The organism is Nocardiopsis sp. CC223A (assembly GCF_030766825.1).
Lineage (GTDB): Bacteria > Actinomycetota > Actinomycetes > Streptosporangiales > Streptosporangiaceae > Nocardiopsis.
In genome coordinates, this window is sequence record NZ_JASFDV010000005.1 from 11,537 (window position 1) to 33,825 (window position 22,289).

Consider the following 22,289-nt stretch of genomic DNA (forward strand, 5'->3'; position numbering starts at 1 on the left):
CATGGTGGTCATGACAAACCAGTCATGGCCGGTCGGCATACGGCCCGCGTAGTCTTCTGTGCCACCCGACCGCCCCGAGGTCCCAATGGAAGGCACCCGTGCTCTGCGGAAATTGTGGCCGCCTGCGTAGCGACGACTGCTCTTGCGTCCCTGCGCGTTTTTGGCGTATGCCTCAGGTTCGGCGGGCTGTGGCCGACCAGGACGCCAACGCGCTGATCCGCCTTCTGTTGAGGCATACGGACCTGGCCCAGGACGCCGTCGCGCGGATGGGCGACCTGTCGCAGGCCATGGTCTCCCGAGTCCTGAGCGGGCAGCGCGAGTTGCGCAAGCGGGAGACCGTCCAGCGCGTGCTGGAGGGTCTCACTCGCGGGTACGACATCCCCGGCCCGGTGATGGAACACTTCCCACCCGAACTCGGCCTGGGGCTGAACGACTCCGGACAGCAGACCGCGTCGGTCCTTGAACAAGTGACTCGGCTGGATCTGAACGAAGTCCCCGGCGCAGAGACACAACCGCCCTATTCAGCGATCAGTTCGGCCGTACTGTCGTGGTTGGTGTCCCACACCCCATCCGGTTCCGAGAAACTCCGGGGTGAGGAAGGTCCCGTAGCGGCTATCCGGGCTGCTGCGGCTGCGTTCGCGGGCCTGGACAACCGCTTCGGCGGTGACCATGCGCGGATAGCGGCCACGCAGTACCTCAGCGGCACGGTGGTCCCGATGCTGCGCAGGTCGTACCCGAGCAGTACCGGGCGATCAGTGTTCGCGGCGTCTGCGGAGTTCGTACTCTCGCTGGCGTGGATGTCCTACGATGCCCAGCGCAACGGGACAGCCCGACGCTACTTCGTGCAGGCCTTGGACTTGGCGGACCATGCCCAAGACCGCCTGCTGGGGGCGAGTGTGCTGTCGGCGATGAGCCACCAGGCCAACTACGTGGGCTCCTACACCGAAGCACGCGACCTGGCGCGGGCGGCGTTGACCGGAGCCGGGGAGCGGGCGACGGCGACCCTGCGGGCGCAGTTCCTGATGATGGAGGCGCGCGCCCATGCATCCCTGAGGGACAAGGGCGCGTGTTCTCGGGCGATGGGCCACGCCGAGCAGGCCTTCAGCCGACGTGACCCCGGTGCCGATCCGGCGTGGATCGGGTACTTCGACCAGGCGGAGTACTCCGATGAGGTGGCCCACTGCCACCGGGATCTGGGAGAGGCCCGTGCCGCTCGGCGGTCGGCCGAGCAGAGCCTGACCGCCTCCTCCGGGCAGGAGTACGCGCGCAGCCGGGTCTTCACCCGGCTCGTGCTGGCGTCCGCGATGCTCGGGCAGGGCGAGGTCGAGGAGGCCTGCCACCTGGGTGCCGCGATGGTGCCGCAGGTGCGGGCGACGTCCTCGGCCAGGTGCGCGGGATACCTGGACGCGTTCGTCGACAGTATGCGCGCCTATAAGGGGCAGCCGGAGGCGGAGCGGTTCCTCCACCAGACCCGGACTGTGAAGGCTGGGGGATCCACGGGTCAGTAGGGATTCCAGATCCGGGAACGCCGGGGGTCGGCGAGGTCGGTGATCCGCCGAGCGATCTCAGCGTCGATCTCGGGGCTTTCCCCACCCTTCTGGGCAAGCCAGGTGGTCATCCGCAACTCCCTGACCTGTCTGTAGAGGGGGTAACCGTCCCAGGAGGTGACGTCGAACCCGTAGACGTCGCAGAAGTCGGCGTACTCGGTGTCGCTGTGCCAGCCCAGGTCCCGGTACAGGGCGGTCAGGACCAGGTCCCATTCGGGTGGGCCCCAGCAGATGCCGTCCAGGTCGAAGAGCACGACCCCCTGGGGGGTGGCCAGGACGTTGCCGATGTTGGCGTCGCCGTGGATGACGTGTGTGCCGAGGACGGGTGTGGCCGTGGGCCAGCGGGCGGCGAGGTCCTGGTGGTGTGCGCGGAGCAGGTCGCGCTGGGCGGTGTCGAGTCCGGGAGCGGTGTCGATGCGTTCGGCCACGCGGTGGAAGGGATCCAGGGCGGGCAGGCCGAGCGACGGTGGCGGGGTGAGGTGGTGCAGGGTGCGCAGTAACCGGGCCAGTTCCCGTGGGAGGGTCCATTCACCCTGGACCGCTTCCCACAAGGTGACGACGAGGTCCTCGGCCAAGACCGGTTGCTTCCCGGGCAGGGGGCGGGTCACCGGAAGGGACTGCTCGGCGAGCCAGCGGGCGGCCCGCACCTCCCGGTCGGCCTCCTCCCACCTGTCCGTGGAGCGCTCAACACGTGCGATCACGTCACTGCCGAGACGGAACACCGCTCGCTCTCCCATCCGAACGAGCGCGGGAAGGCCGTCAGCCCGTGAAGCAGGAACTTCCAGGGTCCGGGCGGCAGCGCTGACAGCGCGAGCGGCACGCTGGGCGAAGTCTTCGGTGTGGGCCACAGGCCCCAGGCTATGCCGGATCGGCCCTGCCGCCCCATGACCACCAGGCATAGGCCGGCCGCGGAGAAGGAGTACGCCAGGCGAGTGACGGGAGGCAATCCCGGCACGCACCGCAGCTTCCGCCGCTCCCAGCACGAAACAGACCCGCTAACCTCCTGCGCCCTTTCCCAGAAGCAGTTGAGGCTGTCGAAGTGTGCCGTCCACCCACCGACGCATCCACTCGGGAAAGGTGAACTCCTGGGGGAACAGCATGACGCCCGGATCGTCCCCGAGCGCCGAGTTGGGGTCGATGGCCCACATCCCGCCGGACGGGTTCCGGCAGTCAACAAGTGACTCGATACCACAACCCCAGTCGCACAGCGTCAGGAGTGAGTCCGCCATCGGCCGCCACTCCCGAGGCCACCCCTCCCGCTGCCGGAAGGCGTCCATGACGGAGACACCGTTCTCCGGATCCCAGAGCGGTAACAGGCCGTAGCCCGGACCGAATCCCCCGTCGCCGAGCTCGAGGTAGCAGCGCCGCAGCAGTGGGGGCAGAGGGCGGCCGAGATGCTCCTCGCACTCCTTGACCGCTTCCTCCTCCACAGGCTTCAATGGCGGCGGCGGGTCGAGCCGCCCCGCGGCAAGCGCGGTGTCGTACTCCGGTGTGCCCCTAAAGTAGACCGTTCGCCACGAGCCCTGGTCAGGACAGCACCGGGCCGCACCAACTCTGTCGTCCTCTGGCAGGCCGAGCCGATGGTCCAGGTACTCACCGGAGAACACGCGTGCGCGTACGGCCTCGAACACCGCGTCATCATCATGGGTCACGCGCCCAGTGTGCCCGCCACCTGTGACGAACACGTTCCCCTGACTTCCTCCGACAACCGTCGACGGCGGAACTCCGTGACCGTCCCCCGACACCCATCAGCGACCCGGTGTCGCTTCCTCAGTACCTGGCATCCTTCGCGCGACGGTCACAACACCGTGCCGCCTGCCCGAAGCGCTCCACCATCCCAGCGAGGGCGTCCACTCTGACCACAGCGACGATTCATCCCCCGCAAACGCGACCGTCTGCCAACCTGCGCCAAGAACGCGAGGAGAACGTCCCAGGAGTGCCGGGAGGCGATTCCGGCACACGCCAGAGCCTCCATCACACCCGGCACGAAACAAACTGTTCCAGCGGGTGGTGCCCGAGGCACCCACCCGCCAGCAAGGCGGCGAGCGGCGCAGACACGGCGACCGCCAGGTCCTGGCCGCGATCATCTTCGTGGCCACCAGCGGCTGCACCTGAGCCCAGCTCCCGCCGGTCTTTGGTCCCTCCGGTGCCACCGCGCACCGGCGCTTCACCGAGTGGACCCAGGCCCGAGTGTGGGCCAAGCTCCACCGGCTCGTGTTGTAAACCAGGCACGAAACACCGCGACCCTTCACCGGCCACGCAGGTCGCATCGTAGTCGGGCGGCCTCAGGTGTGAAGGCTTGGGCGAACACACTGGTCGGGCGCATATTGATCACGACCTCGCCGGGTAGTCGGACGTGGTTCCACTCTCGATCCAACCCCCGACAGGGCCCTTGTCAACACGCGTCCGCCGCGGCGCCCCGACCCGGAGTTACGCGCAGAACTTCTGTATACAAGCTTAGATCAGCGTTCCAAATATTCTTAGAACAACACAAATACTTCACAACAATTACAAAGGAAGTATAACTTCCGCACCGATTCCCCGGGAAGGCACGGGCGAACTCGGAATTTCATGGCCGCTTCCGGACACGCACGCGAAACCAACCCTCAGAGAAACGTTCTTCGAGGTCAGGAGATACTCCGAACCTCCCCCTAACGCGGAAACCGTTCGCGCCCCCGATGTTCGGACAACCGACATCGAATCCCGCTCTGTTCCCGGACACCATGCCGTTATAGTAGTGAGCCCTTCTCGGAGAGCGACCTTCACGGCATCACGAATCTCCCTCAGACGAACGGAAGCACCTTTGACAGATATCGAAACCCTCACCTCCCAGGTGTTCCCCTACGTGAAAGACGCGGTCACCGCCTACGGGCAGGCAGTGCTGTCCAAGTCGGAGGACGCGGCGGCGAGCGGCACCGTGCGGCACGGTCAACGGTTACTGGCCGCCATCCTCGGACGCGGGAAACCTGAACCGAAAATCGAGAACGCGGTCAGGGAGCTCGGTCGGGCACCGGAGGACACCGACGCCGCCGCGGAACTCCGCGACCAGATCAGGCGGGCCCTGCGGGAGGACCTGGATCTGGCCCGGAGCCTGGCCGCCATGAACACGCAGTTCTCCTCGGTCAACGTGTCGGGCCACCACAACGTCGGCGTGGGCGGAAACCACCAGGGTCCGATCCACATAGGCGACAGCACCAGCAACACGCACCACAACGTTCACCACACGGTGCACAACAACATCCAAGAACGGAGGATCAGCGGCTTCTCCGTCGCGGCGCTCGTCCTGGGGCTGCTGGGCTTCCTCATCCTGCCCATCCCCGTCGCCATCGCCCTTGGCCTCATGGCCCTCACCCGGGCGCTGCGAACTCCATCCCCGGCCCAGTCCTCGGGAAGTGGCCAGACGGTCGGCGGTACGGCCGGTCCCGGGGGAGCGCCGAACGCCACCAGCTCCCGGGGAGCGACGACAGGCCCCGCGGATCCAACCAGTGCGGGCTCCGTACCCGCGGCCCACACCACGCCCCGGTCCTCCGATCCCACCGGGGTCTCCGCTGACGCGGCGGCCCCCGCTCCCGACGGATCGGCGGGCCGGACCGACCCTTCCACCATCGGCACGGACCCGGCTTCGCCGACCGCACCGGCCGAACCCGGGGTGGGGGCGGACCCCGTCACCGGTCTGTCCCCGCCACCGGTCGCCGGGTCTGCTGCGGCGGGTACGCCGGTCACACCGCCGACCGCCGGGGTGTCAGCTCCCTTCGCGCCGGCCGCCGTGACCGGGTTCTCGGCCGCCAAGGTGATCAGCGTCATCTTCTCCCTGATCGGGCTCCTGGCCGCCTGTTTGTGGGGGCTCGGATGGACGGCCGCGGCGGTCATCATCGTGCAGGCGGAATCCGGCGCCTTTGTCTCGGAGGGCACGGACCCGTCCGCCCCCTACGATCCGCAGGGCCTGACCCCCTCGGTCTCCACCGGCGAGGGACGGGCCCCTTCCCCCACCGAACTCTGCGAGCCCTCGCCCGGGTACGCCACCGTGTGCACACTGCAGACCGGTGACTGCTTCATCGAGCCTGCGACCACGGAGTTCTACGAGGTCGAGCTCACCTCCTGCGACGAGCCGCACGACGCCCAGGTGATCGGCTCCTACTCCCCCTCCGGAGGCGATTGGCCCGGATGGGCCGCCTTCAACGCCGACATCGAGGCCACGTGCGACCCGATGAGCCAACGCACCCTGGACCCCGCCCGCGCCCCGGACACGTACTTCATCGGCTACATCGCACCGAACCAGGACTCGTGGGACTACGGAATCCAGAACGCCTTCTGCTATGTGGCCGCCGACGGAGAGTCATGGACCACGTCCCTCATCTCATGACCATACGACCGACGGCCCCGCGGTGACGGAAACAGCGATGGCGGGCAGGGAACGGCGGTGGCCCCCAGACTCGGACGGATGACCTGCCAGGCGCTCGACGAAACCGATCCCGAGCTCAAGCACCATTCCGGAGAATGACAACCTCACCCCAGAGAACACCCTCGACACCCACACCAACACCAAGAACCTCAGGAGGCGCCATCGAACGCCACCATCAGCCTGTGTGTGCTCCGTTCGTGCTCCGCGGTTTCAGACCAGGGCGACACCACACGGCACGACATGACAGCAGGCGGCGCGGCAGGGCGGATGGGGTGGCATCAAACGGTACGTAGCGACACGTGACGATACGCAACCAGGGCACTTCTAATCCGATGGCCGCAGGTTCGAATCCTGCCGGGTGCGCCACAAAACCCCAGTTCACAGGGGTTACACGAGGACCTCGCAAGAGGTCCTCGCCGCTTTTCAGACCGATGCGTGCTCCATGTGTGCTCCCCAGTACAAGGTCAGTACAGGTAGGGCACCCACCTCCGGAGCACTTTGCCGTTCCGTGACCGTGCAGGCCCACCCGGGCCCTGCCGGGGACATGCCCTGGGCGGACACGGCCCTGTAACGCCGCGTCCTCCCCCAACACCCATGCCCCTACCCCGCAGGACCGTCCGGGCGTGTCAGCCGCCCACACGCCCCGACACAGGCGGCCAGCCCGCGCAACAACAGCGCAGTCGCTTTCGTCACATCCGGAAACAGAAAGGCCCCTCAGGCGCTCTCTGCAGCGCTACACCGGACGGTGCGAGTACTTCGACGAGATCTACGCCGCGATCGCCGGGCTGGTCTCCGACCGCGCCGCCGAGCGGTGACCGACCACCTGCCGATTCTCCAGGCCGACACGCACCGACTTCAATCGCGCACCAAGTCGTAGGCTGATCGCCTCGTAGGCCTCGGTCATCTCGGAAGTAGATCGCCATCGCCGGTGGGAGGCTCGCCTGCCTGATGTTATGACCTCGGCCGCCCGAAGGGCGGCCCTCACGTACTTGCCAAATGCGCCTCTATTACAGAGAGTTGCACAACTCAGCGAGACACCATCCACAGGGCGAGCTGGGTACGATCGCGCAGGCCGAGTTTGTGGAGGATGTTGGTGACGTGATTACGCACCGTCCCCTCTGCGAGGCCAAGTGCGCGCGCGATCTCGCGGTTGGAAGCCCCTTGTCCGACCAGAGAGGCCACTTCTCCTTCTCTCCCGGACAGTTCATCTCCGGGATCGCCACCAGGCAGAGAATCCGGAGTGGTGTCCCGGCCACGCAGGAACGCAATCATACGGTCTGCTGCTGGGCCGACTAGGAAACTCCCACCTGCGGCAACACGCCGAACCGCCAAGGCGACCTCTTCCGGTTCGGCATCCTTGAGCAAATAGGCTCGAGCACCAGCGCGCAGCCCTGCGAAGAGGTACTCATCCTCGTCAAAGGTCGTCAAGACGATCGCGGATACGGTGGGGAAGTCCGCGGCCATCCGCCCGATCAACGTCACACCATCCATTCCTGGCATGCGGACATCCACTAGTGCCGCATGGGGTAGAGCATCAGGGTCGCAGGCAGCGAGGAAGCCCAAGGCGTCGACCCCGTCCGTGGCCTCCCCGACGACGGTGAAGCCTTCGGACTCCAGTAGGCGAGCCAGTCCTCGGCGCATGAGGGGTTGGTCGTCCACAACCATGACCCGGATGGCCTCCTTTTCTAGACCGGTCATGGCATCGCCGTCTCCATGGCAAAGGGGATTCTGGCACACAGCTCGAAACCACCCTCGGGTCGGTCGATAACGGTCAGAGTTCCACCTCTCGTTGTGAGACGTTCACGCAAAGCGGTGATCCCGAACCCCTCAACCGTTCCCTCAGCACGCCCTTGGCCGTTGTCAGCCACTGCAAGGGATATGCCCTCGCCTGTGACGTGCACGGTCACTTTCACGTGTTCGGCCTTTCCATGTCTCAAGGCGTTGGTGAGGGCCTCTTGAACGAAACGGTAGGCGACCAGTTCCAGTTCCCCGTCCATCTCCTCAGGCCAGGGTCCTGTGGCGGAGAAATCGGTAGTGATGCCCAGTTCACCGAAAGCTTCGGTGAGAGCCTGGATCGCTTCAGAGCCGGAACGGTGCGCCAGGTCCAAGGGTTTGAGGGCGCGCACCCAGCGGCGGGTATCGTCGAGAGCTTCCTTGGTGAGACGGCGGGCCTGGCGTAGGTCCTCGCGTACCTGTGCAGGCAGAGCAGTCACTGTGCGCTCCGCGTTCGCCAAGCAGAGATGGATCGATGTGAGGTAGTGCCCTGTACTGTCATGCATCTCGCGCGCCATGCGGCTGCGTTCCTCCGAGATCGCCGCTTCCCGGACTCGGGAGGCATAAGCACGTAGGCGCGTATGCGCGTTGTCGAGCTCTGCGAGGAGTTCTCTAGTGCGCCGAGCGCGCTTGCCAGCGGCGATCAGGGACGTCATGACGAAGAGCACTGCCAGGCTGTAGAGGAGGAGCAAGCCGCCATTGGTCAGTGCATAAGCCGCCGGCAGGTCGGGGTAGAGCACTCCGAACAGAACGTTGACCGCGGAAAACAAGGAGGATTGGACCAGCCCACCGACCGTTCCGAACACGCACGTTGCATTAGCGATAGCGAGCGCTACCAGGGGGTAGGCCGCGAAGTCGGTGACGGGCATCAAAACGACAGCCGATATCAGGAATGCTACAGCGACTGCCCGGTCGCGTAAGGGAGCTGAAGACTCCCAGGGCAGAAAAGGCCAGAGAACGCACAAGGGCACCAGTGCCGAGAGGAGAAGGACGAAGACCCATTCCGAGTGGGGCCAGGCGTTGGGGACGAAGCGCCCCCCGGCTTGGGCAAGGATCGTACGGACCACGATGATCAGCACGACTGTGGTCCAGAAGAGGTACCTGAGGCCAACAGGGGCGGCATCGCCGCGAAAATCGAGTCGACGTAGGTCGAGACGCTCCGAGAGGGGGGTCATGGGCGCATGGTACCGAGTTCCTCTGGCGGCTTTCGAAGGGGGGCAGACGGGAGCGCGCAGGATGCCGTCCCACCCGGCAGGCGATGTCGACGGGCAGCTACCCACCGGTAAGCGGCACGATTCGCCACCCGTAGCAGCGGTAATCTCATGGCTCTTCCGAGGAGCCTGCCGGGTAGGTAACCGTGTAGAAGGACGTGGGCGATAGCATCGCCCCCGGAGAGCAGCCCTCCGTCGGGAAGCACCACCCAGGCACGATTATCGGCTTGGGTCGGGGTGAGACCGAAACGGGAGAGGTCGGTCCGCTGCCAGGCGGCGAAGGCTGTGCGGGTACGCAGCCGTTCCCGGGCGAACGTCACAACGCGCTGGCAGAACCCGCAGTCATGATCGTAGAGGAAGAGCCCGCTCTCAGGAACGTCCCCGATACGGGAATACTCGATTCTCACGGTGTCCTCTCCTGCTCCCCAGCGCTCTGGTCGTTCTCGTTCCTTCGGCGTACCGAACTGTGTGCTGACCCGGTACCGATGAGTAGGACCGCTGTTCCCACAACGATCGAAACCATCAATGCGAGGAATTGCAGTCGGGGGGTGTCGGTCAGGTTGAGCGTCGCAGTTCCGATGATGAGCACCGCCCCCGAGGCGATCAGCCATGGAGCTGCCTTCGCGTGGACGTCATACCAGGCCTCATGGTCAGACTCGGTGTAGGCGGTGCGGATACCCACGACCCTGTTCGGGCGCAGTCGTCCGCCGTGGCCCATTGCTCCGACGGCGAAGAGGACAAGTGCGGCCACAACAAGAATGATGCTCAACCATGCCAGGGTTCCACCGCTCAATGGCTGGTCCGCCCAGATATGCGGCAGCACTGCGTCGGCGCTCACTGCACGTCTCCCATCTCCGTCATGGCCGTCGAGGAGCGATACCCGCAGGAGAACCTGCGAACAAATGATCTATCGCCCCGATGTTCAGAAATTCGAGCATGTCCGCTATGTGTGAATTAAGAGTCTCATTGTCGAGCCGGTAGACGATCGACTTTCCTCTCCTTTCACCGTGCACGATCCTGGACGACTTAAGTACTTTGAGGTGGGACGAAAGTCCAGGGCGTGATACTCCGACGGCATCAGCAAGATGGCTTGCCGGCATGCCCTTCGAGTTTCCCAGAGTTCGGATGATGAGTCTTCGATGAGGATGAGAAAGAGCGGCGAAGAAATCGTTCTCTGACACGGAGACCTCTCAAGGCGCAAGTGAGCGTCATGGTCACCCCAAAAGTGGATCCTGGGATAAAGGCATCGTATCGACACACGCATCATCACTCAACGTGAATTCTGCTGACAGGAAAGCAGGCCCGGCCATGACGATTGTCATGGTCAAAGTGCACCGGATGGGACAGCGGCCCGGAGAGCAGGTCCCCGAGCCGCTGAAGGCCCATGCTCGGAATCAGTCCTTGGGCCCGAGAACCTCATGTGACCTGCGCACATCACGCACACCCAGGATCGCTCCGACCAATAGGATCGCGGTCATCGCAGCCAGGACGGCGAACATGGGCACGATCACGCTGCCCGGAGCGTCGATGACCGCAGCCCAGACCACGAAAGCCACTCCGGAAACCGACATGAACAGGCAGGACCCGAAGAAGTAGGGTTGCGCCTTCCTGTGGGCGACGAGCCAAGCTTCTCTCGACGCGAGCGTCACCGGGATTCGTATGCCCGGGCTTCGGTCGATGTTGACTCCATCACGCACGGAATAGATCGATGTCCAGCCGAGAAACGCGCTTATCAGACCGAAGAAGATCCCTACTGTGAACCAGTCCGACACAGGTAACACCACCATTCTATCGACGACTTCGAATCATACACCCTAACCCTTCATGTCACTCTTATCGTATCCACCGAACCTCTTGCTGAACCTTCTGTAGAGATATTCGTGAACATTGATGTCCGGAGAGCTTTCGCGTGGCCACAGGTACAGGAGGAGGGCACCGCTCATCGTGATACCGAAAGTCACCAACCCTAGGACCATGGCGATTCCTGCATGGAAGAGGACACCTGCCCAGAACAGCGCCTTACGCAAGGGAGCACTTGCCACGAGACCATAGGCCAAGGCCAACTCCAGGACCAGTGTTCCCCAGGTGAGAAGGACGACGCCCAAAGCCGTCGATACTACCGCCTCAGCAACCGTGGCTCTCAAACCGCTCGGGCCGAACTGGGGGTCATGGACCCAGTAGTAGACGGCGGTCCCGTTCACCCACTCCTCCACTGCCAGCTTTCCGATCGCGGCGTGGAGATAGATCACCGATACCTGAAGTCGGATGAGCATGGCGGATGTGTTTGCGATCATCCGCCGGATCTCTCCTGATCGGTTGATCGACACGGGACCACCCTTGAAGGTCCAGTGCCAGCGCCGTGAATCGAGGAGGGCAATGGGGCTGATGAGCAAGGCGATGATCGCGGCTATCTGATCGCCACCCTCGGTCATGCTCATGGAGTTGTGCAGGCTGACACTCACCCACACATGGGGCAGGGCCGTCCATCGGGGAAGGTAACCGATCACGACGAGGAGTAGAACGACGACGGCCAGGGCCTTCCCCCACGCCAAGGAGGGAGCGACGCAGAAAAGTCCGCCCCATCGGAGCCAGCCGTCACATTTCGGAGATTCCCAGGCCTCGTTGGGCGCGAAGAGCGTATCCACCGAGTTGAACGACAACGTGATGAGCAGCGCGGCAGCGGTCAGCGAACGTGCCAGCGCATAGACGTTCGTCCACGGGTCGTGGACGAACAGACCTTCGTACCAGGTGCTCAGGCTTGCTCGCATCGGACCTCCACCACGACAGCCGAGGTGGGCATCTCCGGGGATTTTTCTCCGCCCTGCCACGCCCACGGGGTAATCTGTCGGCGGATGATCCCGATCCGACCGCACAGTTGCGGGCGTCCGGATTCGTTCACCACGGGGCCGAACGCGCGGTCTGCCAAAGATTCGAGGCACTCCGAGTGGTCAGGAGTGGGGCAGTCCATCCAGGAGTCATGACCGATCTCTCCGAGGATGACACCCATCTCCACGGACTGCAGACGTCCTTCCCTGTCCGCACCGAAAAGCCACTTGGCGGCACCGTTACCACCGGTGTCCGCATGCCGCCAGCTCTCATCGGCGGTTTCCTCATAGGCAGTGATCCTCGGCTCTTGAGGGTCCCGGGTGAAGAACGCCCACCCCTGGGGGACAGCTGTCTGCACCGTGAATTTCGGAACGAACTCGGTCAGGCCAGCCCAGGCCGAGTAAGGCGTGGAGGCGACCAGCGAGGAGTTGACGACCACCGCGAGGATAAGGCTCCAGACGATGAGGGCCAGCGCACGGAGACGACGTCTCTTCATCGGATCTAGGCTGCCGTGTCCAGATCGTTGGCGATCCGGTCGACGATCTGCTGCTCCAGCAAGTCTCCGTCGATCTCACCCGACTTCGGGCTCACCACGGTGACCCAGGCGACGGCGGCGACCGCCACGGCTGCCGCCGCAGCGTAGTTGACAGCGGCGACGACCGTCACGACGCAGCCGAGCACCGCCGTGCAGGCGTTGGGGGTGATGTCACCCTGCGCTGCGGCCTGGGGGTACAGCTCCGCGAGGGCCTCATAGATCTGCTCTCCCGTCGACTGCAGCGTTGCCTGAATGGTCAGGTGGTCGCCGGAATAGACGCCATCAGCGAACTCGACGAAGAACTCCGGGTCCTGCTCTTCCAGCTTCTCGACCAGTTCACCGCGCAGGTGTTCCATGCCGGCGTTCTCGGTGTCGACCCCTTCGAACATGGTGTTCAGCTCAGGGATGGCTTCGACAGCAGGTCCGGTGCCGAAGTAGATCGCGCTGAACAGTTCGACACCATCATAGGGACGCTCTGAGACCGTGGACTCCTGGGTGATCGGTGCGGAGAACACAGAGGCGTTGGCCACTACCGGCGTGCCGATCACAACGGCACCGGCAGCCACCAGTGCCAAGAATTTTCTATTCAAGGTTCCTCCAAATAGATAAGGAAGCAAACGCCCGATGGGCGACGCGAGAAGGAATCTAGCACAGACAAATGCTTCAGAAATTAAACGATCCCCGAATCACAGGCATCCAACAGCACTGGAACACCTCTGACCTGGAACTTGGAACCCTGTCCACATGCGGACAGGGTTCCATTAATTAATTATTAAATTGTTTAAATGAACATCTCCCCGCTATGATCTCCGAGTTCGAAGGCACCCCGAGAGCCCATCTTCCAGGCAAGTAGGGGGCCAACAGAGATCACCCTTGGAGTTAAAACCATGAGGATCTTCCGCCACATGTTCGCCCTCGTCACCGCTATGGTGGTGGCCGTATCCGTAGGGATTGCCCCGGCTTCTGCTGACAATGTGCCGACCACGTATGCGAACCCAGCGCTGGATGCACCCGAAGGGCTCACCTGCACGGGAACCCCCAGCTTCGGTGCGGTCACCTGCGAAGCCGAAGAAGAAGAGATCGCGTGGATGCTGACAGTCCTGTGCCAGGATGCGATCACCGGCCTGAAGTTCGGGTTGGCCTCTCCGACCATCCAGGGGAGCGGAAGCACCGTTGTCTCCTGTGGCCTGCGTCGGTATCCCGTGTCCTACGAGATCCGCCTGGTCAGTTAGCGTCTATACGAAGAGGTTGTGCGTAACCCCCTACCCGGACGCCACATTAAAGAGTGCTCCTCACGCCATATGGCCCAGTAGTAGGAGACGGGGGCTTCCCCCTCCCGGACGCTATCTGCGACCCCCGGCGGTGGTGGTGGGGCGTCCAAGAAGGAAACCCGAAAGTCGCCGAACAGGACCTGCACGACCTCCATCAAGGGCGTCCCCTGCAAGCAGTCGCCCGCCTGCGCAGGGGACGCTTTCTTTTGGTAGGGCCTCCTCATCATGCACTTCGCCACCGCCGAACGGCTCACCTGGCGCAAATGGTGCCCGTTCGTCACTTACGCTCCGCTCATCCCGGTGCCAACCCCGATCGAAGCAGTCACCGTCCAGGAACCCTCCTCCTTCCAGGAGCGGCAACTCGGAGAGATGGTGTCCCGCCGAGTGGTGTAACTTCCGGTGACCAATCCCTGGCCGGAACGCCTATAGAACCAGGCGAGCCACCGTGTGACCGTCAAGTGAGAGAAGGTCTGACGTTCCTCACCCAAGGACACACGATGGCTCTGTCCCAGCATGACCTACAACAGCTTCTGGAGTCACTACGAGCCGCCGAGAATGTGGACATGGTCCGCCTGGTCCTGGAGAGGATGCTCCAGGAACTGATCGAGGCCGAGGCCACCACCGTGATCGGCGCCCACCCCCACCAGCGCACCCCTGAGCGGGTCAACCGCCGCAACGGTCACCGCGACCGCACCCTGACCACGACCGCCGGGGACGTGGACCTGCACATCCCCAAACTCCGCTCCGGATTGTTCTACCCCTCCCTGTTGGAGCGCCGCCGCCGCATCGACCGGGCCCTGTTCGCCCTCAATCATGGAGGCCTACGTCCACGGCGTCTCCACCCGGGCGGTCGATGACCTGGTCAAAGCCCTAGGGGCCGACTCGGGTGTGTCCAAGTCCGAGGTCTCGCGGATCTGCGCCGAACTGGATGCGGAAGTCGAAGCGTTCGCCGACCGGCCCCTGGACCACACCGCGTTCCCGTATGTGTTCCTGGACGCGACCTACTGCAAAGCACGCCTGAACCACCGGATCGTCTCCCAGGCGGTGGTGATCGCCACCGGCGTCACCGCCCAAGGGCGCAGGGAGGTGCTGGGGTTCGCGGTCGGCGACAGCGAGACCCGGGCCTTTTGGACCGAGTTCCTGCGCTCCTTGCGCTCGCGCGGCCTGGACGGGGTGCGCCTGGTGGTCTCCGACTCCCACGCCGGCCTGGTCTCGGCGATCGAAGCGGTGCTGTTGGGGGCCACCTGGCAGCGGTGCCGGGTGCATTTCGTGCGCGATGTGCTGGCCAAGGTCCCCAAGGGGTCGGGGGAGATGGTCGCGGCCACGATCCGCACGATCTTCGCCCAGGCCGACGCTGAGGCGGTGCGCTCCCAGGTGAACATCGTCGCGGATCTGCTGGGCCGGCAGTTCTCCCAGGTGCAGGAGATGTTGACCGAAGCGAGCGTGGACATCACGGCGTTCGCGGACTTTCCGGCCGCGCACTGGAAGAAGATCTGGTCGACCAACCCGTTGGAGCGGTTGAACCGGGAGGTCAAACGCCGGGCGGACGTGGTGCAGGTCTTCCCCAACCCCAAGGCGTTGGGCCGGTTGGCGGGGGCGGTGCTGGCCGAGATGCACGATGAGTGGCAGGTCAGCGATCGCCGCTACTTCTCCGAGGCGTCCATGGTCGAGTTGCTGGGCGAGGATGCTCGCGGCCCGGGCCGACAACAGGGCCCCAACGAGATCGGCCCCGGGACAGGGGTGACCACTTTGTGAGCTTGTGAAGTTACACCACTCGGTGGGACACCACCCTCGGAGATGTGCGCATCATCGGCTTCCACGCGGGAGGACAGGAGTGGGAGATGGCAGTGGTGACCATTGACGCCCCTGTGGTCACGACCGCCCTGCGAGAGGCCGCATCCTAGTCCGCATACCCCGGCCCAGGGGACCTTTGATCCGATGGCCCACCGGCACCGCCAACGGCGAAGCCCCAGGCCGGGCGGGGTGGAACCGCCACACGGCCCGGGGCTCGGGGTGTTCAGGTGCTCCTGGTGTGCTCCCCCGTCCCGCTACCCGGCCGAGATCGGCGTCCCGCGCAGCAGCGCGGCGGTCGCCTCGGCCGCGGCTTTGGCCACGTCGGGGTACACCGTCTGGTAGGTGTCCTGGGTGAAGTGCGTGGTCGCGTGGCCCTGCTCGGCCGAGACCACCTTCACGTCCGTCCCCGCCGCCAGGGCGAGCGAGGCGGCCCCGTGGCGGAGCCCGTGCAGCGTGATGGGCGGGAGCCCTGCGGCTTTGGCGATGCGGCAGAACCAGTCACTGACCTGCCCCGGATGCCACCCCGTGCCGTCCTGGCGGGTGAACACCAGCCCGGTGCGGTTCCAGTTCTTCCCGGCCTGGAGCCGGGCCTCGTTCTGGAACCTCTTCCAGCCGCGCAGGATCTTGATGGTGTCGGAGTCCAGGGTGATGGTCCGCCGGCCAACTGTGCTCTTGGGGGTCGAGGTGATCGTCTCCCACGCGAGTTGCACGACCCGGACGCGGATGTCGATCCGGCCGTCCACCAGCCGGGTGTTCCCCCACGGCAACCCGACCGCCTCACCACGACGCAAGCACTTGAGGGCGATGAGGTGGAACATCGGGAACAGCCACGTGTACCTCCTCGCGTGCGTCAGGAAGGTGCGGGTCTGCTCGGGAGTCCACACCATCACCTCCCCGGGTACGGTCCCGTCCTTTTCCCACTGGCGCACCCGGCCCGTGGTCCACACCAGGGGCCGTTTGCGGGGGCAGGACGGCAGGCGCACGTGGGAGGCGATGTTCACGACACCGGTAGGTCCGGGGAGCGGACCGCGTCCGACAACGCGCTGCGCAACGTGGCCCGGATCCGGTGCTCGGTCGGTAGAGAGATCACCCGCCGCCCCGCCCCGCACCGACCTCCGCACCTGCGGGTCGGACGATTCGCGGCACTCCAGGACGTGCACGTTGGCCTCCTCCACCGCCGCGAACATCGCCTCCACATGACGCGCCTGGAGCCGGTCCAGGCGGATCCGGCCGAGGTGCGGGATGAGGTATTTGCGGATGTGCCCGTCGTAGGAGGCCCGGGTGCCCTCGGCAAGATCGGGCTTGCCGTCCAGCCACTGGCGCAACCACTCCCCCACCATGCGCACCTCCTCCACCTCGGGCAGGGGCCGGCGGCCCTTGAGGGATGCCTGGATGAGGTCGGCGATCTGCACCTCGGTCGCCGCCTCTCCGGAGGCCAGTGCCATCAGTGCCTTGACCCGTTCCAGCCCTTGGGTGGTCTCGGTGTGCGTGGCCGACCCGACCCGGCGCGCCTGACGGCGCCCACCGTCCGTGGTGCGGGGCAACTCGTGCTGGAACGCCCACGCCCCGTGGGACGGGTCCCATCATCCGCTTTTGCGCTTGAGCTGAGGGCACCTCACCCCCAAGGCCTTGTCGGTCTCGTCGCGGCACCCGCACCGCTTGAACGTGGACCCCTCACGTGCTGCCATCTACGGCTCTCATCTTCTCCTCGGTGTTCACGCGCACATCGCACCCGCACCCACCAGCAGAGGTGGTGGGGTGTTCAGGCCGAGGTAGGCCGGTGCCCCGGCGGTCGGAACCACCCACGTTCTCCCCAGCCTCCGAACCGGAGCCGGGAAGGCCCTTTCTCGGAGCAACCGGTAGACGGTGGTGCGGACCAGGCCGAGCATCCGACCGGCCGTCACCGGGTCAAGCGCCACCGACAACGAGGCGGCCTCGGCCAACGTGACCGGAGTACCTGGACTCACTTCACCCACCTCCTCTGAGCTGTACGAGCACGGCACGCGCTCCCGCCGACGACGGGGCACCGCGCATCGTCAACCTCGACGAGCGGGCGTGGCACATCATCGACCGCCTCCAGGCCGAGAACGCACGCAGCCCGGACGACCACCTCCAACGTTTGGCCTCCGAACTCATCGATCTGGTACCGCTGCGTCCGTGCGGGTCACCGCACCACCTCGGCTTCGCCGTACCGTTGTGCCTCCGGGCACATGATCCGGACGACGACAGGGAGTTGACCCTCATCACCACGCTCACCCACTTGGGCACCGCCATCGACGTCACCATCGCAGAACTACGACTTGAGGCGTTCTTACCGGCCGACGAAACGACCGGCGCCATGCCGGCCGAACTCGTCAAGCGGTAACCGAGGCCTGGGAGAACGACGCCACGCCTGCGGTGGTGCTCACCGAGGCCGACCCGGCGCACGGACCCACAGCGGGCGGCTGACGAGGTGCCCGAGGTCGCCCCGGGTGCGGAGGTGCTGGTCACCAGCGCCGCCACGGGGAGGCATGGATACCCTTACCGCCGTCCGGTCGGGCACTGTCGTCCTGCTCGGGCTCTCGGGCACGGGCAAGTCCACCCTCGACAACCACCTGCTGGGCGAGGACCTCCTGGCCACCGGCTACAGCGCGAGAACACCTACGTCGCCCCCCGCACCGACGTGCGACGGCGCGCCGAGACGAAGCGGCAGGGCAAGCGCGGCGCGCGCCTGCAACGCACCCTCAAGCAGTCCCCGATTTTCAAGGCATGACGGAAAGGAATGAACCTGGTCATGGACCTTCCCCGCATCTTCGCCATCCGTGAGAGCGGCCATCGGATCCATAACCCGCTGACCGCGGCCAAGTTCGCCGCCCTGGGCGAATCACTCCGCCTCGCCCCCGGGACACGGGTGCTCGACCTGGCCAGCGGCTCAGGCGAGATGCTGTGCACCTGGGCGCGTGACCTGGGTTTCACGGGCACCGGAGTGGACATCAGCACGCTCTTCACCGAGCAGGCCCGGGCCCGCGCCGCCGAACTGGGCGTCGCCGACCGGGTCGAGTTCATCCACGGTGACGCCGCCGGCCATGTCGCGGACCAACCGGTGGATCTGGCCGCCTGTGTCGGCGCCACCTGGATCGGCGGCGGTGTCGCCGGAACGATCGAGCTGCTCGACCGCAGCCTTCGCCCCGGGGGCCTGATGCTTATCGGCGAGCCGTACTGGCGGCAGCCCCCTCCGGACGAGGAGACCGCCCAGGCATGCCAGGCCACCTCCATCGCCGATTTCCGGGAACTCCCGGATCTGATCGGGCGGTTCCAGGATCTTGGGTACGACGTCGTGGAAATGATGTTGTCCGACCAGGACAGCTGGGACCGGTACACCGCGGCCCAGTGGCTTAGCATGCGCCGCTGGCTCGACCAGAACCCGGACGACGAACTGGCCCCTGAGGTCCGGGAGAAGCTCACCACCGAGCCCGCCCGCTACGCGCGCTACGGACGTGAGTATCTCAGTTGGGGAGTCTTCGCCCTCATGAAGCGCTGATGCTTCCGCCCCGTTCGGGTCCCAGGCGTCATACCGTCTGGGACCCGCGCGGCCGGCAGTGCGATGAGGCCCTGCTCCTAAGAGCTCATCTCATTTTGGGTTCTCGATGACCTGCTCCTGTGTCGATGGTGGAGCGGCTGGTGCCGGATGAGCTGTGGGAACTGTTCCAGCGAGTGGTGCCCGAGGCGTCACCCGGTCCCAGGGCGGCGGGCGGCGCGGACACGGCGACCGCCATCATCTTCGTGGCCACGTCCGGCTGCACCTGGGCCCACCGCGCACCGGCGCTTCGCCGAGTGGACCCGGGCGCGCGTGAGCCGAGCTCCATCGACTCGTGTTGGACGGGCCGGGTTCCCGCGGTGAGCCGGACCGGTCGCGGTGCGCGATCGACTCGGTGAACATGCACGCCCTCACAGGGGACCTGACAGGTCCGAATCCTGTCGATCAGGGCAAGAAGGGGTCGAAGATCCGCCTGATCACCGACCAGCAGGTTTTGCCGCTTTCCGTGGCGATCTCGGGGGCCGACACCCACGACAGCCAGGCTTTGCAGCCCCTGATGGCGGGGATCCCGCCGATCCGCTCCCGCCGCGGACCTCGCAGGCGCAGACCGGCCGAGCTGCACGGCGACAAGGGCTACGACTACGCCCACCCGCGCCGCCGACATTGTGCACCGCCTGGCCCGCCGGGAAGTGGAGTCCTCGCAGCGGCTGGGCAGGCACCGGTGGCAGGTGGAGCGGACCATGGCCTGGCTGGCCGGATGCCGCCGCCTGCACCGCCGCTACCGGCCGACCACTTCCTGGCCTTCGCCGGCATCGCCTGCACACTGATCTGCTACCGCCAACTCACCAAATGAGATCAGCTCTAAAGGGCTTTCGTGGCCCGCGGACCCCGGACACGGAGTCAGGAGATGCCGCGGAAGAAGGCGCGGATGTCGTCCGCGAGGAGTTCCGGCTCCTCCATGGCGGGGAAGTGGCCGCCCTCGGTGAACTCGCTCCAGTGGCCGATCGCCTTGTACGGGTCCACCGCGCGGCGCATGAGCGGGTGGGTGTCGAACACGGCCCATCCGGACGGCACGTCGGAGGCCATGACCAGGTCGATTCCGGAGTGCTCGGACTCGTAGTAGAACTGCGCGCTCGACTCGCCGCCGCGGGTGAACCAGTACAGGCTGATGTTCGTGAGGAGCTGGTCGCGGTCGACCGACTCGTCCGGCGTCCGGGGGTCGCCGTCGGTCCTGGTCTTGAACTTCTCGGCGATCCACGCGAGTTGGCCGACCGGCGAGTCGGTGAGCGCCGCGCCGATCGTGTCGGGACGGTGGTCCTGCATCGCGAGATACCCGCGCTCGGCCGCGGCCTCGGCGCGCATGGCCTCGATCTGGGCGATCTCGTCGTCGGACAGACCGCCGGGGTAGGGGAACTTGTCGCCGAGCAACCCGAGCAGCCGGGGGTCGCCGCCGATGTGCGTGCCGATGACGCGCTCCGGGTGGAGCGCCGCGAGGCGGCCGGCGATGCCCGAACCGAGGTCGGTGCCGTGGGCCGCGAACCTCTCGTAGCCCAGCCGCGTCATGATCTCGGCGTAGGCGTCCGTGGTCCGCGCCAGCTCCCAGCCGGTCCCCGACAACGGGGTGGAGAACCCGAAGCCGGGCGGCGACGGGATGACCACGTGGAACTCGTCGACCAGCAGTGGAATGAGCCGCTGGTACTCGACGAACGAGCCCGGCCAGCCGTGGTTCAGGATCAGCGGGGTGGCCTCCGGGTTCGTCGATCGCACGTGGACGAGGTGGAACGTCTGGCCGTCGACGACCGTCGTGAACTGTTCGTACTCGTTGAGCCTCTCCTCCTGCGCACGCCAGTCGAACCCGTCGCGCCAGTACTCGGCGAGCTCCCTCAGGTACGTCTGCGGGATGCCGCGGCTGAAGTCGGTGCGGTCGTCCCGGCCCGGCACGGGGTGCGGCCAGCGCGTGTGCGCCAGCCGGTTACGCAGGTCGTCGATGTCGGCCTGCGGGACGTGGATGCGGAACGGTGTGAGTGTGTTCTCGTTCATGGCACCGACGCTTTCAGGCAATGCGGCAGGTTCGCTTCCGCGATCGCCTGGATGATGGGGAACATGTTGGAGACCTCGGCCCGCCTGCTCGAACTGCTGTCATTGCTCCAGCTCAAGCGTGACTGGACGGGCCCGGAGCTCGCCGGTCGGCTCGGGGTGAGCACCAGGACCGTGCGCGCGGACATCGGCAGGCTGCGGTCGCTCGGCTACCCCGTGGACGCGCGCCCCGGCGTCGCGGGCGGGTACCGGCTGGCCGCCGGGACGGCCATGCCCCCGCTGCTGCTCGATGACGACGAGGCCGTCGCCGTGGCGGTCGGACTGGGTGCGGTCGCCACCCGAAGGCTCGGTGTCGAGGAGACGTCGCTCACCGCGCTCGCGAAGCTGGAGCAGGTGCTGCCCTCGCGTCTGCGTCGGCGTGTCGAGGCGGTACGCGAGGCGACGAGCGTCGTTCCGGGGGCTGAACCACCGCTCGACCTCTCGGTCCTCGGTGCGGTCGCCGCCGCGATCCGCGGCCGCGAACGGCTCCGGTTCGGATACACCAAGCCCGGGGGCTACGAAGGGGCCCGCCACACCGAACCGCAACGGTTGGTGGGCTGGGGGCCGCTCTGGTACCTGCTCGCGTGGGATCTCGACCGTGACGACTGGCGGGTCTTCCGTGTCGACCGCATGGTCCGGCACACGCCGACGGGTGTGCGGTTCCGGCCGCGCGTGATCCCGGGGGGCGATGCCGTCGGGTACGTCGTCGAACGCGTCAGCAGGGCGACCTGGCGGTACCGCGCCCGGGTGCTCGTCCATGCTCCCGCTGCCAGGGTCGCCGCGAAGATCCCCGTCCCGGTCGACATCGAGGTGGTCGACGGGTCCACGTGCCGTGTCGAGCTGGGTTCCGACGACCCGGACCGGCTCGCGCTGTGGATGGCACAGCTCGACGCCGACATCGAGGTGATCGACGGGGACGAGCTCGCGGCGGCGTTCGACCGCCTCGCGACGAGGTTCCGCCGTGCGGCGGGCGGCCCACCCGCGGCGTGAATCCCGGACGTCGGCCATCCGACGAGGTCGGCGAGGGTCGGCGGCCCGTATCGGGGCTTGTGAGTGCCCTGCCGTCGGCTCGGGGCGTTCGGCCCCGGCCACCGCGCTGGCGGCGACGGTCAGGGGCCGCCGGACCGGTTCGCGGAAGCGCCGCCCCGCCTCGGTGAGCCGAGCACCGATTCCAGACGCGCGATCCGCTTGGACAGCGCCTGTTGGGAGACGGAGAGCGTTCCGGCCACCCGCCCGAAGTGGAACTCGTCGGCGGCGAGCACGAACACACGTACCCGCGCCGGATCCACGGCCACGACCTTAGGTGACGACCGGAGGTTGTCGGCCCCTCCCGTCCG

Annotated in this window: 20 protein-coding genes and 4 pseudogenes; 9 read left to right on the forward strand and 15 right to left on the reverse strand. The window is 66.1% G+C overall.

Going from position 1 to position 22,289, the window contains the following annotated elements; translation table 11 throughout:
* Positions 1–188 precede the first annotated feature (188 nt).
* Positions 189–1,508, forward strand: a complete 1,320-nt coding sequence (locus QJS33_RS03230) for a hypothetical protein (protein WP_306366327.1) — start codon at positions 189–191, stop codon at positions 1,506–1,508.
* On the opposite strand, the gene QJS33_RS03235 is transcribed toward QJS33_RS03230, so the two are convergent.
* Together QJS33_RS03235 and QJS33_RS03240 are read right to left on the reverse strand one after the other, a co-directional pair.
* A complete protein-coding gene (locus QJS33_RS03235) occupies positions 1,502–2,446 on the reverse strand; it encodes a phosphotransferase enzyme family protein (RefSeq protein WP_372339571.1) in 945 nt (314 codons plus the stop codon). The genes QJS33_RS03230 and QJS33_RS03235 overlap by 7 nt on opposite strands.
* A 96-nt stretch (positions 2,447–2,542) precedes the next feature.
* A complete protein-coding gene (locus QJS33_RS03240; RefSeq protein ID WP_306366329.1) occupies positions 2,543–3,199 on the reverse strand; it encodes an SMI1/KNR4 family protein in 657 nt (218 codons plus the stop codon).
* Between the two features lie 343 nt (positions 3,200–3,542).
* Here QJS33_RS03240 and QJS33_RS03245 point away from each other — a divergent pair.
* Positions 3,543–3,767: pseudogene (locus QJS33_RS03245) on the forward strand (transposase); the annotation flags it as partial.
* Between the two features lie 583 nt (positions 3,768–4,350).
* Positions 4,351–5,910, forward strand: a complete 1,560-nt coding sequence (locus QJS33_RS03250) for a septum formation family protein (RefSeq protein WP_306366330.1) — start codon at positions 4,351–4,353, stop codon at positions 5,908–5,910.
* 805 nt (positions 5,911–6,715) lie between these two features.
* On the opposite strand, the gene QJS33_RS03255 is transcribed toward QJS33_RS03250, so the two are convergent.
* The 10 genes from QJS33_RS03255 to QJS33_RS03295 form a co-directional block, all read right to left on the reverse strand.
* On the reverse strand, positions 6,716–6,853 hold the full coding sequence (locus QJS33_RS03255; protein WP_306366331.1) for a hypothetical protein: 138 nt from the start codon (positions 6,851–6,853) through the stop codon (positions 6,716–6,718).
* 122 nt (positions 6,854–6,975) lie between these two features.
* Positions 6,976–7,647 (reverse strand): response regulator transcription factor, encoded by a 672-nt coding sequence (locus QJS33_RS03260; protein WP_306366332.1) that lies wholly within the window; start codon positions 7,645–7,647, stop codon positions 6,976–6,978.
* Positions 7,644–8,897 carry a sensor histidine kinase gene (locus QJS33_RS03265; protein ID WP_306366333.1) on the reverse strand — a complete coding sequence of 418 codons (1,254 nt, stop codon included), beginning with the start codon at positions 8,895–8,897 and terminating at the stop codon, positions 7,644–7,646. Before QJS33_RS03265 ends, QJS33_RS03260 begins: the two co-directional genes overlap by 4 nt.
* Positions 8,894–9,340 (reverse strand): thiol-disulfide oxidoreductase DCC family protein, encoded by a 447-nt coding sequence (locus QJS33_RS03270; protein WP_372339572.1) that lies wholly within the window; start codon positions 9,338–9,340, stop codon positions 8,894–8,896. The genes QJS33_RS03265 and QJS33_RS03270 overlap by 4 nt, the downstream gene beginning before the upstream one ends.
* Positions 9,337–9,771, reverse strand: a complete 435-nt coding sequence (locus QJS33_RS03275; protein ID WP_306366334.1) for an SdpI family protein — start codon at positions 9,769–9,771, stop codon at positions 9,337–9,339. Before QJS33_RS03275 ends, QJS33_RS03270 begins: the two co-directional genes overlap by 4 nt.
* A 19-nt stretch (positions 9,772–9,790) precedes the next feature.
* Positions 9,791–10,114 (reverse strand): ArsR/SmtB family transcription factor, encoded by a 324-nt coding sequence (locus tag QJS33_RS31350; protein ID WP_372339573.1) that lies wholly within the window; start codon positions 10,112–10,114, stop codon positions 9,791–9,793.
* 213 nt (positions 10,115–10,327) lie between these two features.
* On the reverse strand, positions 10,328–10,705 hold the full coding sequence (locus tag QJS33_RS03280; RefSeq protein ID WP_306366335.1) for an SdpI family protein: 378 nt from the start codon (positions 10,703–10,705) through the stop codon (positions 10,328–10,330).
* Between the two features lie 42 nt (positions 10,706–10,747).
* Positions 10,748–11,701, reverse strand: a complete 954-nt coding sequence (locus tag QJS33_RS03285; protein WP_306366336.1) for a sporulation-delaying protein SdpB family protein — start codon at positions 11,699–11,701, stop codon at positions 10,748–10,750.
* Positions 11,686–12,255 (reverse strand): SdpA family antimicrobial peptide system protein, encoded by a 570-nt coding sequence (locus tag QJS33_RS03290; RefSeq protein WP_306366337.1) that lies wholly within the window; start codon positions 12,253–12,255, stop codon positions 11,686–11,688. The genes QJS33_RS03285 and QJS33_RS03290 overlap by 16 nt, the downstream gene beginning before the upstream one ends.
* A gap of 5 nt (positions 12,256–12,260) precedes the next feature.
* Positions 12,261–12,869, reverse strand: a complete 609-nt coding sequence (locus QJS33_RS03295; RefSeq protein ID WP_306366338.1) for a hypothetical protein — start codon at positions 12,867–12,869, stop codon at positions 12,261–12,263.
* Between the two features lie 330 nt (positions 12,870–13,199).
* On the opposite strand from QJS33_RS03295, the gene QJS33_RS03300 reads away from it, so the two are divergent.
* Together QJS33_RS03300 and QJS33_RS03305 are read left to right on the forward strand one after the other, a co-directional pair.
* On the forward strand, positions 13,200–13,526 hold the full coding sequence (locus QJS33_RS03300; RefSeq protein WP_306366339.1) for a hypothetical protein: 327 nt from the start codon (positions 13,200–13,202) through the stop codon (positions 13,524–13,526).
* 536 nt (positions 13,527–14,062) lie between these two features.
* Positions 14,063–15,320, forward strand: a pseudogene (locus tag QJS33_RS03305) (IS256 family transposase).
* Positions 15,321–15,613: 293 nt separating this feature from the next.
* Here the strand turns inward: QJS33_RS03305 and QJS33_RS03310 are convergent.
* A pseudogene (locus QJS33_RS03310) lies at positions 15,614–16,804 on the reverse strand (tyrosine-type recombinase/integrase).
* Positions 16,805–17,424: 620 nt separating this feature from the next.
* Here QJS33_RS03310 and QJS33_RS03315 point away from each other — a divergent pair.
* The 3 genes and pseudogenes from QJS33_RS03315 to QJS33_RS03325 all read left to right on the forward strand — a co-directional run bounded on the left by QJS33_RS03315 (position 17,425) and on the right by QJS33_RS03325 (position 19,729).
* Positions 17,425–17,724 (forward strand): hypothetical protein, encoded by a 300-nt coding sequence (locus QJS33_RS03315; RefSeq protein ID WP_306366436.1) that lies wholly within the window; start codon positions 17,425–17,427, stop codon positions 17,722–17,724.
* A gap of 396 nt (positions 17,725–18,120) precedes the next feature.
* Entirely contained in the window at positions 18,121–18,879 is a 759-nt protein-coding gene (locus QJS33_RS03320) for a cyclopropane-fatty-acyl-phospholipid synthase family protein (protein ID WP_306366340.1), read from the forward strand.
* Between the two features lie 119 nt (positions 18,880–18,998).
* Positions 18,999–19,729 (forward strand): annotated as a pseudogene (locus QJS33_RS03325) (IS5 family transposase).
* A 47-nt stretch (positions 19,730–19,776) separates the two neighbouring features.
* Here the strand turns inward: QJS33_RS03325 and QJS33_RS03330 are convergent.
* A complete protein-coding gene (locus QJS33_RS03330; protein WP_306366341.1) occupies positions 19,777–20,916 on the reverse strand; it encodes an epoxide hydrolase family protein in 1,140 nt (379 codons plus the stop codon).
* A 63-nt stretch (positions 20,917–20,979) separates the two neighbouring features.
* On the opposite strand from QJS33_RS03330, the gene QJS33_RS03335 reads away from it, so the two are divergent.
* On the forward strand, positions 20,980–21,942 hold the full coding sequence (locus QJS33_RS03335) for a helix-turn-helix transcriptional regulator (protein WP_372339574.1): 963 nt from the start codon (positions 20,980–20,982) through the stop codon (positions 21,940–21,942).
* Between the two features lie 119 nt (positions 21,943–22,061).
* Here the strand turns inward: QJS33_RS03335 and QJS33_RS03340 are convergent, their stop codons facing one another.
* On the reverse strand, positions 22,062–22,247 hold the full coding sequence (locus QJS33_RS03340; RefSeq protein WP_306366343.1) for a LysR family transcriptional regulator: 186 nt from the start codon (positions 22,245–22,247) through the stop codon (positions 22,062–22,064).
* Positions 22,248–22,289 lie beyond the last annotated feature (42 nt).